Annotated in this window: 14 protein-coding genes and 1 pseudogene; 9 read left to right on the plus strand and 6 right to left on the minus strand. The window is 64.5% G+C overall.

Features of this window, described 5'->3' with window-relative positions; genetic code table 11:
* The first annotated feature begins 54 nt into the window (after positions 1-54).
* The 3 genes from IB223_RS12330 (at position 55) to IB223_RS12340 (ending at position 2,612) form a co-directional block, all read left to right on the plus strand.
* A complete protein-coding gene (locus IB223_RS12330) occupies positions 55-1,089 on the plus strand; it encodes a DUF354 domain-containing protein (RefSeq protein ID WP_192202016.1) in 1,035 nt (344 codons plus the stop codon).
* Between the two features lie 70 nt (positions 1,090-1,159).
* Positions 1,160-1,708 (plus strand): class I SAM-dependent methyltransferase, encoded by a 549-nt coding sequence (locus IB223_RS12335; protein ID WP_192202017.1) that lies wholly within the window; start codon positions 1,160-1,162, stop codon positions 1,706-1,708.
* Positions 1,698-2,612 carry a lysylphosphatidylglycerol synthase domain-containing protein gene (locus IB223_RS12340; RefSeq protein WP_192202018.1) on the plus strand — a complete coding sequence of 305 codons (915 nt, stop codon included), beginning with the start codon at positions 1,698-1,700 and terminating at the stop codon, positions 2,610-2,612. Before IB223_RS12335 ends, IB223_RS12340 begins: the two co-directional genes overlap by 11 nt.
* A 12-nt stretch (positions 2,613-2,624) precedes the next feature.
* On the opposite strand, the gene IB223_RS12345 is transcribed toward IB223_RS12340, so the two are convergent.
* Positions 2,625-3,476 (minus strand): glycosyltransferase family 2 protein, encoded by an 852-nt coding sequence (locus IB223_RS12345; RefSeq protein ID WP_192202417.1) that lies wholly within the window; start codon positions 3,474-3,476, stop codon positions 2,625-2,627.
* 272 nt (positions 3,477-3,748) lie between these two features.
* On the opposite strand from IB223_RS12345, the pseudogene IB223_RS18865 reads away from it, so the two are divergent.
* From IB223_RS18865 to coaE, 5 genes and pseudogenes are all read left to right on the plus strand, one after another.
* Positions 3,749-3,889, plus strand: a pseudogene (locus IB223_RS18865) (prepilin-type N-terminal cleavage/methylation domain-containing protein); the annotation flags it as partial.
* Between the two features lie 305 nt (positions 3,890-4,194).
* Entirely contained in the window at positions 4,195-5,928 is a 1,734-nt protein-coding gene (gene pilB, locus IB223_RS12355) for a type IV-A pilus assembly ATPase PilB (RefSeq protein ID WP_192202020.1), read from the plus strand.
* A gap of 367 nt (positions 5,929-6,295) precedes the next feature.
* Positions 6,296-7,561: a type II secretion system F family protein gene (locus tag IB223_RS12360; RefSeq protein ID WP_192202021.1), complete on the plus strand. Its 1,266-nt coding sequence runs from the start codon at positions 6,296-6,298 to the stop codon at positions 7,559-7,561.
* A gap of 3 nt (positions 7,562-7,564) precedes the next feature.
* Positions 7,565-8,428, plus strand: a complete 864-nt coding sequence (locus tag IB223_RS12365; RefSeq protein WP_192202022.1) for an A24 family peptidase — start codon at positions 7,565-7,567, stop codon at positions 8,426-8,428.
* 88 nt (positions 8,429-8,516) lie between these two features.
* Positions 8,517-9,137 (plus strand): dephospho-CoA kinase, encoded by a 621-nt coding sequence (gene coaE, locus IB223_RS12370; protein ID WP_192202023.1) that lies wholly within the window; start codon positions 8,517-8,519, stop codon positions 9,135-9,137.
* A gap of 70 nt (positions 9,138-9,207) precedes the next feature.
* Here the strand turns inward: coaE and IB223_RS12375 are convergent, their stop codons facing one another.
* The 3 genes from IB223_RS12375 to IB223_RS12385 form a co-directional block, all read right to left on the minus strand.
* On the minus strand, positions 9,208-10,182 hold the full coding sequence (locus IB223_RS12375) for a Nudix family hydrolase (protein WP_192202024.1): 975 nt from the start codon (positions 10,180-10,182) through the stop codon (positions 9,208-9,210).
* Between the two features lie 124 nt (positions 10,183-10,306).
* Positions 10,307-13,060, minus strand: coding sequence for a preprotein translocase subunit SecA (gene secA, locus IB223_RS12380; RefSeq protein WP_192202025.1), 2,754 nt, complete (start codon positions 13,058-13,060; stop codon positions 10,307-10,309).
* A gap of 172 nt (positions 13,061-13,232) precedes the next feature.
* On the minus strand, positions 13,233-14,183 hold the full coding sequence (locus IB223_RS12385) for a M23 family metallopeptidase (RefSeq protein ID WP_192202026.1): 951 nt from the start codon (positions 14,181-14,183) through the stop codon (positions 13,233-13,235).
* Between the two features lie 8 nt (positions 14,184-14,191).
* Between IB223_RS12385 and IB223_RS12390 the strand changes: the two genes are divergently transcribed.
* Positions 14,192-14,665 (plus strand): DUF721 domain-containing protein, encoded by a 474-nt coding sequence (locus tag IB223_RS12390; protein ID WP_192202027.1) that lies wholly within the window; start codon positions 14,192-14,194, stop codon positions 14,663-14,665.
* A gap of 201 nt (positions 14,666-14,866) precedes the next feature.
* Here the strand turns inward: IB223_RS12390 and lpxC are convergent, their stop codons facing one another.
* The gene (lpxC, locus tag IB223_RS12395; RefSeq protein WP_192202028.1) at positions 14,867-15,781 is read right to left on the minus strand and encodes a UDP-3-O-acyl-N-acetylglucosamine deacetylase; all 915 of its coding nucleotides are present in this window, start codon (positions 15,779-15,781) and stop codon (positions 14,867-14,869) included.
* A 232-nt stretch (positions 15,782-16,013) separates the two neighbouring features.
* Complete coding sequence (ftsZ, locus tag IB223_RS12400; RefSeq protein WP_192202029.1) at positions 16,014-17,240, minus strand: cell division protein FtsZ; 1,227 nt, start codon at positions 17,238-17,240, stop codon at positions 16,014-16,016.
* Positions 17,241-17,287: the final 47 nt, after the last annotated feature.

A 17,287-nucleotide genomic window follows, 5' to 3' on the forward strand; every position in this document is an offset into this window, starting at 1 on the left:
AGCATCGTTGCCGCTTCACTGACAGGCACAACCCCACAGGATCCAGATAGCGCCATGGCCCGAATCCTCGTCGACGTCTGTCATCCTGCGCATGCGCACTTCTTTCGGGCTCCCCTTCATTTGTGGACGGAACAAGGCCACGAGGTTTCGGTTACGTCGCGGAACAAAGATGTCGCCATCGAGATTCTCGATGGACTGGGCATAGCGCACAGGTCGCTCGGGAAGGCAGCAGGCAGCCCATGGGGACTCGCCGCTGAGCTGATACGACGCAACGCGCTGCTGACAGCGCATATCCACAGCACCAAGGCAGACATCGCAGTCGCGCTAGGGGGCACGTTCGCTGCGCAATCTGCCTTCGTCTCCCGCATTCCAAGCGTCGTCTTCTACGACACCGAAATGGCAAGCATGCAGAATCGGATTACCTATCCACTGGCCACGCGCGTGGTGGTGCCGAACTGCTACAGCGGGTGGACGCCGAAGGGCAAGACTGTTCGTTACCCGGGGTATCACGAGCTGAGCTATCTCGACCCTCGCTGGTTCAAACCTGATCGCGCTACGGCACTGCAGGCTGGACTGGACGAGCATCGCCCCACCTACCTCGTCCGTCTTGTATCGTGGACCGCCAATCACGACATCGGCGACCGTGGCCTAAGCCCTGCGTTAATGGAAGCCGCTATCGAGCGACTTTCCGCACATGGCAAAGTCATCGTGTCATCCGAAGCCGAATTGCCGCCCCACCTGAAGCCGTTCCTGTATCGCGGGCCAGCACTCCATATGCATCACCTGATGGCGTTCTGCACCGGGTACTTCGGAGAAAGTGCCACGATGGCATCGGAATGCGCGGTGCTAGGAGTGCCGGCCATTTACATGGCGAACAGTCGAAGAGGTTACACGGATGAGCAGGAGTCGAAGTACGGCCTGGTCAAGAACATCCACTCGCTCGACACCGAATCGCTACAGGACGGTCTCACCTGGCTGCTGGGCATGCGCGCCGAGGCATGCCGTGAAGCCAGAGACAGAATGCTACGGGACTGCGAGAATGTCGCAGTATTCGTCGCCCAACAGGTTCTCAGTACTCTGAGCCGCTGACCGCCCCTCAACCCCAAGAGGCCGACCGCCGATGTCGATTCATCTGGACGAGTCATTGCGAATGAAGCGCATGGCCAAGCTCGTCGAGGGCTGCCAGTCTGTACTCGACATCGGCTGGGCGCAATCACCCAATCCCTTTCTCCTCAACGAGAACGTGGTCGGCTTCGATCTCAATCAGCGCTCGCTTCCGCACAACTATCATGAGAGCGTGGCGGGCGACGTTCACGACATGATCCGCATCTTCTCCGGCCGGAGATTCGACGCCGTCGTCGCCGGAGAAATCCTCGAACACGTCGAGCAGCCACACGCCTTCCTGCGGAACTGCCGCGCGCTCCTCAGCGAAACGGGTCGGCTTGTCCTTTCCACTCCAAACCCGAATTCCCCGATCGAGCGCCTGCTGACCATCACGCTCAACAGAAATTACTTCTACACAACCGAACATCTTTGCCTGTATCCGCAGCGCTGGCTCATACGGATGATGGAGAACAGCGGATTCTGCGATGTGGAACTGCATTCCGGCGGCTTTCCCGCACCTTTTCTCGGGTTGGTTCCATTCCCTCGACCATGGTGCCACCAGACCATCGCGATCGCAGTCAAAGATTCGCGCGATGAAGCCTGACTATCGAAAGCTCAAGCCATTGCTGTGGGCGGCGGTGATCGCATTCATCGCGACTTACCTCTTGAAGAATGCGCGCGAGATCTTGTCATACGGCTACCAGTTCGACTGGACTTTCATCCCCTTGTCACTGATTTTTGTACTGCTTGCCTACCTGCTTAACATCGCCATCTGGATAGGCATAGCGTCCCACTACGGCGCACATGCGAGCTGGCTTTCGCATGCACGGATCTGGTCGGTTTCGCGGCTCGGGCGCTACGTGCCAGGGAAGATCGCCACGATCTATCTTCGTGTAGATGGGTATGAATCGGCCCATCGCAGCAAGGCAGGCATCGCGCTATACATCGAAACAGCGTCTTCGCTGATTTCTGTCTGCTTCTTCATACTGGTTTTCTCGGCGCTAGGATTCGTCGCCCTCAGCCCGCTTCACCTGACATTGATCGCCGCAGCACTTGCAGCCCTTCTGCTCCTGTCCTCAGGCCCATTCCTGCGCAAGTTCTTCAGTCGCTTCAAATCACTCGGAAGCCTCTCCCCCCCGAAGACCCGTGCTGACGCCGCGCTCCTTATGAAGGTTGTTGGATTGCAGACTGTCGTCATGACTTTGCATGGCGCTAGCTTGCTTCTGGCAATCCTCGCGTTCACCTCGATCTCTCCCGCGCTCATCGTCGAGATCACCGTGTTCTATTACTTCGCGGGACTCATGGGGATGCTCGCGCTATTCGCCCCCGCAGGCATTGGGGTACGCGAAGCTGTGCTGGTAGGCCTGCTGCAGACACTGATGCCTTTGCCCATTGCTGTCGTGTCTGTCGCGCTGATCCGGCTACTGACTGTGATCGCCGAACTGCTATTGAGCGGAACTTTTGTCCTGCTCGCGAAGAGAAAACCTTCTGCCTCTGGTGAAAGCTGAGACAAGCTCGCGTTACGCATCGCGCTTGTAGGTCAGGGATGTGATCTGTTCCGAGATCAATCCGATCAGGAACACGATTACCGAGGCACTGAACAGCAAAGCACTCATGTTGGTGAAGCGGCCTTGCGTAGTGAAGGTGTACCCGTAATAGCCAAGACCGATCGTGAAAAACGTAATCGCCGTGGGTGCGAACAGCTTCAATGGCGAATACAGCGTCGCGATCTTGAAGATGATCAGCAGGAATCGGATGCCATCCCTGATCGGGCGGATGTGGCTCTTGCCCAGCCGCTTGGCGACCGGGATGGGCATGTATGCCACCGGGTAGGCACTGCGGAAGAACGCCATGGTGCTGGTGGTCGGGTAGCTGAACCCATTGGGCAGCAAGTGGATGAACTCCCGGAACCGCTCGGCGCGCACCGCCCGGAATCCCGATGTCAGGTCCTTGACGTCGAAGCCCGTCATCCGGCTGGCCAGCCAGTTGTAGAAAGCATTCGCTGCCCCACGATGGACACCCGCCTGCCCGGCCCAGTCGCGAGCCCCCACCACCATGTCATAGCCCTGCTCCAGCGTCTCCAGCAGGGGCGCGATGCAAGCCGGGTCGTGCTGGCCATCGGCATCCATGAAAACCAGGACGTCGCCCGCCGCAGCGCGAGCCCCGCGCTTGATGGCGGCGCCGTTGCCCATGGAATACGGGGAAGACAACACCTTCGCACCGAACGATGCGGCCACCTCGGCGGTCGCGTCGGTCGATCCGTCGTCCACCACGATGATCTCCGCGTGAGGCATGCGCTCACGCAATGCCGGCAGCGTGCGGCGCAAACCCTCTGCCTCGTTCTTGGCAGGCAGGATGACGGATATGGTCATTTTTTTCCCCTTTGCGATAGGGTATCCGGAAGCCCCCGCCACGGGGAACCCATCGGACCGGGGCAGCGCCCTGTTGCGTAACGGACCAGCCTCACCCCAGGACTTGGCTGGTGGACGGTGCGGTACCGCCGGAAAGGCCGCCGCAACAACGTTCCACCGACATCCGTCACAGATTCACCCGCGCGCCCACCGCCAACGTGCCCTGCTCGTCTAGAGTTGGCTCGCTCCTTGCGTGTGTTAATAATCAGGGGACCCTACAACAGGTGGACAGCATGCGTCGCGATGCACGAGGCTTCACATTGATCGAACTCATGGTCGTTGTTGCGATCATCGCGATCCTGGCCGCCATTTCGCTTCCCGCCTACAACGGATACCGCGTCCGCAGCGCGGAGAATGCGTGCCTGGCCGAAATGGAGGCCTATGCCGGCATCTCACTGGCGGTCATCCGCAACGGTGACGCTCCCGACGCCGCACCCCGGGCCGCCTGCCAGAACGCCGACGATGCGACCGCCGAGGGCGTGGCCATCTCGGGAACACCGCTGGCGCCGGGCGACCGCCAAGCGGTCTGCAACATGACCACGGGCGACTGCCAGCTCGAATGAACCATCCCGGTCGTGCAGACACCTGCACCCGGATGCCGATATCACCGCCCTCTGCAGAACCATGCGTGGACGACTTGAATTAAAGTGCCCGCCGTTGTCACAGGACCAGATTCGCCATGAACGCAGTCGCCGCCCCCAATCTCGTAGGCATCACCGGCATCGCCCGCCGACTGGTGCAGGACGGAGCGCTGGATGAAGCCGCTGCCCGCGCTGCCATGGCGAACGCCACCGAAGCCAAGCTCCCGTTGCCGCAGTGGATCGCAGAAAAGCGACTGGTCACCGCGCCCCAGCTGGCAGCCGCGAATGCGATGGAATTCGGCATGTCGCTGCTGGATGCGACCGCGTTCGACCCGAGCCATAACGCGCTGAAGCTGGTCAGTGAGGAACTGGTGCAGAAGCACCAGGTGCTTCCCCTCTTCAAGCGCGGCAACAAGCTGTTCGTCGGTGTCGCCGACCCCACCCGCAGCCATGGTGCGCTCGACGAGATCAAGTTCCACACCAACCTGATCGTCGAACCCGTGCTGGTGGACGAGGACCAGCTGCGTCGTACCCTTGAACAGTGGCAGAACGCCGCCAACAACCTGTCCAGCAACTTCGGCGACGACGACGATGGGCTGGAAAGTCTGGAAGTGGACGCCTCCGATGAGGACGGCGGTACCGACAATGCCGTCGACTCGAAAGGGGACGACACGCCGGTCGTGAAGTTCGTCAACAAGGTCCTGGTGGATGCCATCAAACGCGGCGCCTCGGACATCCACTTCGAGCCCTACGAGAACGACTACCGCGTGCGGCTGCGCGTGGACGGCATCCTGAAACAGGTGGCCAAGGCGCCGACCAAGCTGAAGGACCGCATTGCCGCGCGCATCAAGGTGATGGCGCAACTGGACATCGCCGAAAAGCGCGTGCCGCAGGACGGCCGCATCAAACTGAACCTGTCCAAGAGCAAGCAGATGGACTTCCGCGTCAGCACGCTGCCCACACTGTTCGGCGAGAAGGTGGTGCTGCGTATCCTGGACGGCAGCGCCGCCAAGCTGGGCATCGACAAGCTGGGCTACGAGCCCGATCAGCAGAAGCTGTTCGAGGAGGCCATCCAGAAGCCTTACGGCATGGTGCTGGTGACCGGCCCCACCGGCTCGGGCAAGACCGTGTCGCTGTACACCGCGCTGGGCATCCTCAACGACGAGACGCGCAACATCTCCACCGCCGAAGACCCGGTGGAAATCCGCCTGCCCGGCGTCAACCAGGTGCAGCAGAACAACCGCCGCGGCATGACCTTCGCCGCCGCGCTGCGCAGCTTCCTGCGCCAGGATCCGGACATCATCATGGTCGGCGAAATCCGCGACCTGGAAACCGCCGAGATCGCCATCAAGGCGGCGCAGACCGGTCACATGGTGCTGTCCACGCTACACACGAACGACGCACCGCAGACCATCGCCCGCCTGATGAACATGGGCATCGCGCCGTACAACATCACCAGTTCGGTGACCCTGATTATCGCGCAGCGCCTCGCGCGCCGGCTGTGCTCGAAGTGCAAGCGCCCGGTGCAGCTGCCCCCGCAGGCCCTGCTGGCGGAAGGCTTCAGCGAGGCCGAGATCGCCGCTGGCTTCACCGTCTACGAGGCCGTGGGCTGCGACGAGTGCACCAGTGGCTACAAGGGCCGCACCGGCATCTACCAGGTGATGCCCATGAACGACGCGATCCAGGAGATCGTGCTGGAAGGCGGCAATGCCATGCAGATCGCGGAAAAGGCCCAGAAGGCCGGCATCCGCGACTTGCGCCAGTCGGCGCTGATGAAAGTGCGCAACGGCATCACCAGCCTGGCCGAGATCAACCGCGTTACCAAGGATTGAGGCGGGAGACACTGGTCACCGCCCTGTAATTCCGCACTTGATGCCCCGCTCCTTCGGGTTTGCAGGAGCGCCTTCAGGCGCGATGCTCTTCGTTCGGACCAGACGCGAAAGCGTCTCGCCGAAGCGCCTTCCTGCAAATGAGCTGGGCCGGACTGGCCGCCTTGTCTGCAATGCGCTTCGGGCAAGAGCATCGCGCCTGAAGGCGCTCCTACAGACGCAAGAAGGGGTCCCGCCCGGGAGCCGCCCTAGCCCGGCCATATCACCGAAACCCGGCCGCCGTCACAGGCGCGGCGCTTCCCTTGGGCGGATAACCGGCTAACATGGGGTGATGAAGTCCGGATGGGGAAAGCCGGACAGGGGAAATCCGATGGCCGTGACCCGTTCCGCCGCCAAGAAAGCCGCTTCCGCGCCCGTCCGCGAGAACCCGCTGAACCTGTTCGTCTGGGAGGGCACCGACAAGCGCGGCGTCAAGATGAAGGGCGAGCAGCAGTCCAAGAACGCCAACTTCCTGCGCGCCGAGCTGCGCAAACAGGGCATCACGCCCAGCGTGGTCAAGGTGAAGGGGAAGCCGCTGCTTGGCTCCGCCGGCAAGCCGGTATCGCCGAAGGACATCGCCTTCTTCAGCCGCCAGATGGCGACGATGATGAAGTCCGGCGTCCCCATCGTGTCCTCGCTGGAGATCATCGAAAGCGGGCAGAAGAACGTCCGCATGAAGAAGATGGTCGAGCAGATCCGCTTCGACATCGAAGGCGGTTCCTCGCTGCACGAAGCGATCAGCAAGCACCCGGTGCAGTTCGACGAGCTGTACCGCAACCTGGTACGGGCAGGCGAGTCGGCGGGCGTGCTGGAGACGGTGCTGGAGACCGTCGCCAACTACAAGGAAAACATCGAAGCCCTCAAGGGCAAGATCAAGAAGGCGCTGTTCTACCCCGCGGCGGTGATCGCGGTCGCCATCCTGGTCACCTCGGTGATCCTGATGTTCGTGATTCCGGAATTTGAGAGGACCTTCGCCAGCTTCGGCACCGAGCTTCCCGCATTCACCCAGTTGATCATGGGCGCCTCGCGCATCATGGTCAGCTGGTGGTGGGCCATCCTGATCGTGGTGGCGGGCACCATCTTCGGGACGCTCTTCCTGTTCAAGCGGTCTCCTGCTTTTCAGCACGCCGTCGACAAGCTGGTGCTGAAGGTGCCGGTGATCGGCCAGATCATGCACAACTCGGCCGTCGCCCGCTTCGCCCGCACCACCGCCGTGACCTTCAAGGCTGGCGTACCACTGGTCGAAGCCCTGGACACCGTTGCCGGCGCCACCGGCAACACGGTGTATGAAAAGGCCGTGCACCGGATGCGCGACGACGTGTCGGTCGGCTATCCACTGAACATGGCGATGAAGCAGACCCAGCTGTTCCCACACATGGTGGTGCAGATGACCGCCATCGGTGAGGAAGCCGGTGCACTGGACACCATGCTGTTCAAGGTGGCCGAGTACTTCGAGCAGGAGGTCAACAACGCGGTGGATGCGCTGTCCAGCCTGATCGAGCCCTTCATCATGGTCATCATCGGCGTGCTGGTCGGTGGCCTGGTCATCGGCATGTACCTGCCGATCTTCAAGATTGCGGCGACGGTGGTCGGCTGATCCATGGCGTTTCTGGATCAGCACCCCGAGCTGGGGTATCCGGTGGTGGCAGGCCTCGGCCTGCTGGTGGGCAGCTTCCTCAATGTGGTCATCCTGCGGCTGCCGCGGCGGCTGGAGTGGGATTGGAAGCGTGACGCCCGCGAGGTGCTGGAGGAGCCGGAGATCTACGATCCGCCGCCTCCCGGCATCGTGGTGGAACGCTCGCACTGCCCGCACTGCAAGACGGCGCTGTCTTGGTACGAGAACATCCCGCTGTTCAGTTGGCTGGTCCTGCGTGGCAAGTGCCGCCACTGCAAGGCCCCGATTTCGCCGCAATACCCGCTCGTCGAGCTGCTGACCGCGGTGCTGGCGGTGGCCTCGGTCTGGCGGTTCGGCTTCGGCTGGCAGGGATTCGGGGCGGCGCTGCTGAGCTGCTATCTGGTGGCGCTGAGCGGCATCGACCTGCGCACGCGGCTGCTGCCCGACCAGCTGACGCTGCCCTTGATGTGGCTGGGCCTGATCGGCAGTCTCGACAACCTCTACATGCCCGCCAAGCCCGCGCTGCTGGGCGCCATCGCCGGCTATGTGTCGCTGTGGCTGGTGTGGTGGCTGTTCAAGCAGATAACCGGCAAGGAAGGCATGGGCCGGGGCGATTTCAAGCTCCTCGCCGCCCTCGGCGCTTGGGTGGGATTGAATGGCGTGCTGCCCATCATCCTGATCTCCTCGCTGGTGGGTGCCGTGGTCGGTTCGGCCTGGTTGGCGATGCGGGGCCGCGACCGCGCCACGCCGATCCCGTTCGGCCCCTATCTGGCCATCGCGGGCTGGATCGTGTTCTTCTGGGGTCAGCAGATCGTGGACGCCTACCTGCGTTTCGCCGGCCTGAGGTAGGGGCGCCTCGTGGGCGCGATGCTCTTCATCCCACGGGGCGGAGAGCAGGAAAAGCGTCCGCCCGCCAGCGCCCCTGCATAATCCGCCCATGAGCGACTACTTCATCGGATTGACCGGCGGCATCGCATCCGGGAAAAGTGCGCTTGAGAAGGCGTTTGCCGCACATGGCATCACGGTGGCGGATGCCGACCTGCTGGCACGCGAGGTGGTCCGCCCCGGCGAGCCCGCGCTGGACGCCGTGGTGGCGCGCTTCGGGCGCGATGTGCTGATGGCGGATGGCCAACTCGACAGGGCGGCGCTGCGCGTGCGCGTGTTCGGGAACGATGAGGAACGGCGTGCGCTGGAAGCGATCCTGCATCCGGCCATCCGCGCGCGGCTGCTCGCCCTGTGTCGGACTGCCGACAGCCCCTATGCGATCGCGACGGTCCCCCTGCTCACCGAAGGCGGGGGCCGCCGTGCCTATCCCTGGCTGCACCGCATCATGGTGGTGGATACCCCGGTCGCCGTGCAGAAGGCACGGTTGATGCAGCGTGACGGCATCGACGCGGCGCTGGCGGAGAAGATGATGGCCGCCCAGGCTTCGCGGACCGAGCGCCTGGCGCTGGCCGACGACATCGTCGTCAACGATGGCGACATCAGCCACCTGCAACACGCCGCCGACGAGTTGCATCGCCGCTACCTGGCGCTTGCCGCCACCGTCTCTTCGTAGAGCGGAGCTTGCTTCGCTGGCTCATGCCGGAGCTGTCGGAGACGCCTCTCGCAGCCGAGCAAGCTCGGCTCTACGCCATCGACGGCGTTTCCCGGTCCGTGGCCGGCCACAGTCCGCGGATCGCGGCGATGCCTTGCGCGCCATGCCGGCGCGCGTCGGCGATGTCGTCGTTCGCCATGCCGCCGATGGCGTAGATCGGCAAGGACACACCCTCGCGCAGGCGGGCGAAGCCTGGCCATCCCAGCGACTCGCCGCCGGGGTGGCTGAGGGTCGGGTAGACGCTGCCCACCACCGCGAAATCGCATCCCAGCGCCTCCGCCTGCCGCAGGTCCGCTGCAGCATGGCAGGACGCCGCGACCGGCAATCCTTCCGGCAGCGGCCGGGTCGACAGCGCCGCCAGTTGCGCGGCGCGCAGGTGGACGCCGACCTGCAGTTCACGCGCCAGGTCGATGTCGCCGTTGAGCAGCGTCTCGACGCCCGCCTCGCGGCAGCGCGCGACGGCCAGGCGGGCCAGCGCACGCCAGGGCTCGCCCTCCAGTCCGCGCGCGCGGATCTGCACGCGACGGGTACCGCGTGCCAACGCCTGCTCGAAGCCATCCAGCCAGCGCAGGACGTCGTCCGGCTCCGGGGTGACCAGATAGCGATCCGGCTGGAGCAGCGCGGCCACCACCGGGCGATCGGCCGGCGGCATGTCGTAGCGCATCAGCTTGTCCGGTGCGACCCAGGCCAGCGCCTGGCCTTCGTGTCCGCGCGGCGTGCCCTCCCATCCGGTCAGGTGCCGCACTTCCAGGCACAGGCGCTTGTCGGGGTATTGCTGTGGCACGCTGATGAGGTGGTCGCCCACGCGGGCCTCGATGCCAAGTTCCTCGCGCAGTTCGCGCACCAGCGCATCCTCGGGACGTTCCCCGGGCTCCTGCTTGCCGCCAGGAAACTCCCAGCGCCCCGCCAGGTCGCGCCCTTCCGTCCGGCGGGTCAGCAGGATGCGGCCGCGCGCGTCGGTGATGACGGCGGCCATGACGTGGATGGAGCGCAGCGGAGTAAGCATGGAGGAAGCTTGCCGGGAACGGTCAGGTAGACGCAAATAGTCTCGCCCGGACCGGAGGTCGCGCGCAAAGAAAAAGCCGCGCAGCGCGCGGCTTTTCCGTCAGACGGGGTGGTGTTGCGGCGACTCAGCCCAGCTGGCCGTGGCAATGCTTGTATTTCTTGCCGCTGCCGCAGGGACAGGGATCGTTGCGGCCGACCTTGGGCGCATCGCGGTGCGCCGGCATCGGGCCCGACTGCACGTAACCGCCCTGCGCCGCAGCCAGTTGCCGGGCCTGTTCGGCTTCCTCGTCGGCGCTGTAGCCGCCGGCATCCTGGTGCTGGAACTGCATCTGCCGGGCCTGCGCCTCGGCCATGGCGCGCTCCTGCGCTTCCAGCGCAGCGACTTCCTCCTCGCTGCGGATGCGGACGCGCGACAGCAGGGTCACCACTTCGCTCTTCACCCGCTCCAGCATGCTGGAGAACAGCTCGAACGCTTCCTTCTTGTACTCCTGCTTCGGCTGCTTCTGCGCATAGCCGCGCAGGTGGATGCCCTGGCGTAGGTAGTCCATGCGCGCCAGGTGCTCCTTCCAGTTCTTGTCGAGCACGGTCAGCATGATGTGCTTTTCCAGCGCACGCATGGTCTCGTCGCCGATCACCGCTTCCTTGTCGGCGAAGTGCTTGTCCATCGCCTCCTGCACGCGACGCTCGATGGTCTCGGCGTCGAGTTCCTCGGCATCCTCGCGCCAGCGGCTCACGGGCAACTCCACGCCCATTTCCTCGCCGAGCTCGCGCTCCAGGCCTTGCAGGTCCCACTGCTCGTCCACCGAATTCAGCGGCACGAAGCGGGCGACCGTCTCGGCGACCACGTCGCCGCGGATGCCGTCGATGTTGTCCTTCACCGAATCGGCATCGAGCAGTTCGTCGCGCTGTGCGTAGATCACCTTGCGCTGGTCGTTGTTGACGTCGTCGAAGTCGAGCAGGTTCTTGCGGATGTCGAAGTTGTGCGCTTCCACCTTGCGCTGCGCCTTCTCGATCTGCCGGCTGACCAGCTTGTCCTCGATGACGTCGTCTTCCTTCATGCCGATCAGCTTCATCGCCTTCTGGACCCAGTCCGAGGCGAAGATGCGCATCAGGTTGTCTTCCAGCGACAGGTAGAAGCGGGACGAACCCGGATCGCCCTGGCGGCCGGAACGGCCACGCAGCTGGTTGTCGATGCGGCGCGATTCGTGGCGCTCGGTGCCGACGATGTGCAGGCCGCCCGCGGCCTTCACTTCGTCGTGGCGCTTCTGCCATTCGGCCTTCACCGCGGCGCGGTCAGCGTCGCTGGCGTCTTCCGGCAGAGCTTCGTATTCGGCTTCCAGCGAGCCGCCCAGCACGATGTCGGTACCGCGACCGGCCATGTTGGTGGCGATGGTGATCGCGCCCGGGCGACCGGCCTGCGCCACGATGTGCGCTTCGCGCTCGTGCTGCTTGGCATTGAGCACTTCGTGCGGCACGCCGGCCTTGGTGAGGAAGTCGGACAGCATTTCCGACGTCTCGATCGAGGTGGTGCCGACCAGCACCGGCTGGCCACGCTGGTAGCACTCCTGGATGTCGGCCAGCACCGCCTTGAACTTGCCCTGGCGGTTGAGGAACACCTGGTCGGGCGAATCCTTGCGCACGGTCGGGCGGTTGGTCGGGATGACGATGACTTCCAGCCCGTAGATGCTCTGGAATTCGAAGGCTTCCGTATCCGCCGTACCGGTCATGCCGGACAGCTTGTTGTACATGCGGAACAGGTTCTGGAACGTCACGCTGGCCAGCGTCTGGTTCTCGCGCTGGACCGGCACGCCTTCCTTCGCTTCGACCGCCTGGTGCAGACCGTCGGACCAGCGGCGGCCCGTCAGCGTGCGGCCGGTGAACTCGTCGACGATGACCACTTCGCCATCGCGCACGATGTAGTCCACGTCGCGCTGGTAGATGGCGTGCGCGCGCAGCGCGGCATTGAGGTGGTGCACGACCGACAGGTTGTTGGCGCCGTACAGCGGTTCTTCCTCGCTGATGATGCCGGCCTGCAGCAGCAGTTCCTCGGCGTGCTCCATGCCCGCCTCGGACAGGTGCACCTGCTTGCCCTTCTCGTCGACCCAGTAGTCGCCCTCGGCTTCCTCGTTCTCCTGCTTGATCAGCTGGGGCACGATGCGGTTGACGCGGATGTACAGCTCGGGCGACTCGTCGGCCGGGCCCGAAATGATCAGCGGGGTACGCGCCTCGTCGATCAGGATGGAGTCGACTTCGTCGACGATGGCGTAGTGCAGGCCGCGCTGGAAGCGGTCGGCACGCGACATCGCCATGTTGTCGCGCAGGTAGTCGAAGCCGAATTCGTTGTTGGTGCCGTAGGTGATGTCGGCGGCGTAAGCGGCGCTCTTGTCGCCGTGTGGCATGCCCGGGTACACCACGCCCACGCTCAGGCCCAACCAGTTGTACAGGCGACCCATCCAGGCGGAGTCGCGGCGGGCCAGGTAGTCGTTCACGGTGACGACGTGCACGCCCTTGCCTTCGAGCGCGTTGAGATAGGTGGGCAGCGTGGCGACCAGCGTCTTGCCTTCACCGGTACGCATTTCGGCGATCTTGCCCAGGTGCAGCACCATGCCGCCGATCAGCTGCACGTCGTAGTGGCGCATGCCCAGCACGCGACGGCTGGCTTCGCGGCAGACCGCGAAGGCTTCGGGCAGGATCTTGTCGAGTGCTTCCCCTCCCGCGATGCGCTGCTGGAACTCCGGCGTCTTGGCCTTCAGCTGCTCGTCGGTGAGCTGCTGCAGCTCCGCTTCCAGCGCGTTGATCTTGTCGACGGTGCGATGCAGCTGCTTGAGCAGGCGTTCGTTGCGACTGCCGAAGACACGGGTAAGCAGGTTGTTGATCATGTAGGGAACCGGATGGGAAAAGGACGCCGGGGCCGCGCGGCGGTTGCGGGCCCAAAACGAAACAGGGCGCTAGGCGCCCTGTCTGGCAACACCGTATTGTAGCTTGGGGCGCCGCCCGGGGAATCAAGGCCGGCGGTAGGACCGCGACCTTCCCGTTTGGTTCCGCGCGCTATCAGCCGCGCTTGACCTGCCCCACCGGCGTGGGGCCTTCGCCCAGGAACTTGCGCGGATTGACCACACGCTCGTTCTCCCACACTTCGAAGTGCACGTGCGCGCCCGTCGAACGACCGGTGGAACCGGCCTTGGCCACTTCCTGCCCCACGCGCACGAGGTCGCCGGCACGTACGGTCAGGCGCGAGTTGTGTGCATAGCGGGTGACGTAACCGTTGCCGTGGTCGACATCGACGACGTTGCCGTAGCTGCCCTTCACGCCGGCGAAGCTGACCACGCCGTCGGCCACCGCCAGCACGGGATCCCCCACGCTGGCCTTGAAGTCGATGCCCTTGTGGTACTGGCCACCGCCACCGAACGGATCGGCGCGACCACCAAAACCGGACGTGATGTAGCTGTTCGCGATCGGCATGCGGCCCGGGGTCGCATTCCTGTCGAGTTCGCGGTTGAACAGCAGCGCTTCCAGCACGGACAGCTGACGGCCAGACGCGGCGAACTGCTTCTCCAGCTTGTCCACGCCGGAGGTCAGGTCGGCGGGCTTCATGTCGTAGGACACGTCGTTGCCGCCCACGCCCACCGGCTCGTTGAAGTCGAACTCGCCGTCCTGCAGCTGGCCCACGCGGGTAAGGCGTTCACCGAGCGCATTCAGGCGATTGGCCTGCGCCTGCAACTCGCCAAGGCGCGCGGCCATGGCGTTGATTTCCTGCTGGGCACCACGGCGGACCTGCTCGAGCTCGGTATCGCGCTGCTCGGCCTTGGCCTGCAGCATCGAGACCTGCGCCATGCCGAGGGCGCTGCGCCCCCCCATGCCCACCAGCAGGCCGGCGGCGACAAGCACCGCAGCGCTGGCGAGCGGCCGGGCGTGGAACGCGAGGCGGATTCGATAGGCACCATGGGCCGATGCATGGGCCCACCAGGTACGCGTATTGTTGACGATGGTTTTAAAGCTCATAGATACCGATGTCTGATTCGAAGTCCAAGCCGCGCCGTACCGGCACCGCGCAACCTGCCCTGCAGGCTGCCTTGACGGATGCCGCCACCGACCCGGTGCGTCGTGCCATGTGGCTCGACGCCTTGGAACAGCAGCTTCGCCCCTGCCTGCCGCCTGCCCTGGCGCCCCATTGCCGGTTGGCGAACGTGGCGGGCAAACGGCTCGTTTTTATCGTCGATTCCCCGGTGTGGCACGCCAGGCTTCGCCTGGCCGCACCCGAACTGATCAACGTGGCCCAATCCATCGGACTGGCAGTCACCGAAGTCACCGCCAAGACGAGCCTCGCGCCGCTCCATCCCGTGAAGCCTGCGCAAGATCCGGTCGTACCTGTGTCGGAGGCGTCCCGCAAAGGGCTGCAAGCGGCCCTCGACCTCCTGTCCGCCCCGGACTCCGCCGGTACGCCCACCCCGGGGGGTGGTCATCGTGGGAGGCGGAAAACTTGACCCGGCCATCACGAGGGACGGGGCATGGTACCGGCCACCGTCGGTCGGGGCGTTAGCCAAAGGTTAGGAAAGTGTTATTTTCGGCCAGATTTCCTGACACAGTTCACACTTTGACCAAGGCGTAACCATTCGCACACCACTGCGTGATGACGGTGGGAAACCGGTCGACAGCAAGGTCACCGTCCGCAGCGGACGGGCGTCTCAGATGGCCAGGACGGGCGTCGCATAGGTGACCGGGGACGGCGCGGTGCGGTCCTCGAAGGTCACTTCTTCCCAGGCCGAGGTCTCGGCCAGCAGGGCGCGGACCAGCTTGTTGTTCAAGGCATGGCCAGATTTGAAGCCCTCGTAGGCTCCCAGGATGGGGCGCCCGGCGAGGTACAGGTCGCCGATGGCGTCCAGGATCTTGTGGCGGACGAATTCGTCCGTGTAGCGCAGTCCGTCCTCGTTCAATACGCGGAACTCGTCCAGCACGATGGCGTTGTCCATCGAGCCGCCGAGGCCGAGATTGCGCTCGCGCATGTACTCCAGGTCGCGCATGAAACCGAACGTGCGTGCACGCGCGACTTCCTTGATGTAGGCGCCGGTGGAGAAATCCACTTCGGCCCGCGACTGCGAGGCGGGGATCATCGGGTGATCGAACTTCACCGTGAAACCCAGCTTGAAGCCGTCGTACGGCTCGAAGCGCGCCACCTTGTCGCCCTCGGTCACTTCGATGGGACGGGTGATGCGGATGAAACGCTTGGGGGCATCCTGCTCGGCAATGCCGGCGGACTGGATCAGGAACACGAACGGGCCTGCGGAGCCGTCCATGATCGGCAGTTCGGCCGACGACAGTTCCACGTAGGCGTTGTCCACGCCCAGGCCGGCCATCGCCGACATCAGGTGTTCGACGGTCTGCACCTTGGCGCCCTCGCAGGTCAGCCCGGTGCACAGCGTGGTCTCGGTGACGAGCTCCGCGCTGGCGGGAATCTCCACCACCGGCTCCAGGTCGACGCGCCGGAACACGATGCCGGTATTCACGGGAGCCGGGCGCAGAGTCATGTAGACCTTTTCGCCGCTGTGCAGCCCCACGCCCGTCGCGCGGATCACGTTCTTGAGGGTGCGTTGCTGGGCCATTCGAAGGAATCGCAGGTGGGGGGAACCTGAGCGGGCAGCGAGAATATCACGCAGACCACTGAATCTTAACGGAAGAACCGGTCTGTCCCACCCCTGCAACAACGGAATGCTACGGCCGTCGAGAAAGGGCTGCCGGACCGGCGAAGGTCCGGCAGCGAAGGGACATGGCGATGAAACGGCACATCATCTGCGCCCTCCCCTGTTTACGGGGGAGGGTTCCACTTCTACGTGATCAGTCCGCCTGGCGGCGCAGGAACGCCGGGATGTCCAGGTAGTCCGGCGGCAGGTCGGCCGCGATCGGGGCCGATACCGGCGCGGACGATGCCGGCGCAGCCGACCCACGACGCAGGCCCATGCCGCTGGTGGCGGCGCTGATCGGGTCCACGGCGAAGCCGTCGTCGATCGCCATCCCGGTGGTGGCGTCGCGGACCAGCTTGATCGGCGCACGCATCGGCTCGCGCAGGTCGCTGCCACGGCCGACCGGCTGGCGGGCGGCATTGCGGTTCAGGCCGGTGGCCACCACGGTCACGCGCACTTCGTCCTGCATGTCCGGATCCAGCACGGTGCCGACCACCACGGTGGCGTCTTCCGAGGCGAAGCCTTCGATGGTGCGGCCCACTTCGTCGAACTCGGCCATGGTGAAGTCCGGACCGGCGGTGATGTTGACCAGGATGCCGTTGGCGCCGTTGAGGTTGACGTCGTCCAGCAGCGGGTTCTGGATGGCGGCTTCGGCGGCGGCCTGCGCGCGATCATCGCCGCGTGCAGAGCCGGTGCCCATCATGGCCAGGCCCATCTCGCTCATCACGGTCCGCACGTCGGCGAAGTCGACGTTGATCAGGCCCGGGCGGACGATCAGATCGGCGATACCCTGCACGGCGCCGAGCAGCACGTCGTTGGCGGCGCGGAAGGCCTGGATCATCGTCGCGTTGCGGCCCAGCACGGTGATGAGCTTCTCGTTGGGAATCGTGATCAGCGAATCGCAGTGGTGGCTCAGTTCCTCGATGCCCTTCAGCGCGACCTGCATGCGGCGACGGCCTTCGAACGGGAACGGCTTGGTGACCACGGCCACGGTCAGGATGCCCATCTCCTTGGCCAGCTGTGCCACCACCGGTGCAGCGCCGGTACCGGTGCCACCGCCCATGCCGGCGGTGATGAACACCATGTCGGCGCCATCAAGGGCGTCGATGATGCGCTCGCGGTCTTCCAGCGCGGCCTGGCGGCCGACTTCCGGATTCGCACCCGCACCCAGGCCCTTGGTGACGTTGCTGCCGAGCTGCAGCTGCAGCTTGGCGCCGCAGTTCTTGATCGCCTGCGAGTCGGTGTTGGCGGTGATGAACTCCACGCCATCGACGCTGCCGTTGACCATGTGCGCCACGGCGTTGCCACCGCCGCCGCCCACACCCACGACCTTGATCACCGCATTCGGGGCCATCTTTTCAACCAGTTCGAAATGTGCCATGTCCTTGTCCTCGTTTATTTAGTTATGTGTTGCTGGGTGGAACGAAC

It is taken from the genome of Pseudoxanthomonas sp. PXM03 (genome assembly GCF_014852005.1).
Classification (GTDB): domain Bacteria; phylum Pseudomonadota; class Gammaproteobacteria; order Xanthomonadales; family Xanthomonadaceae; genus Pseudoxanthomonas_A.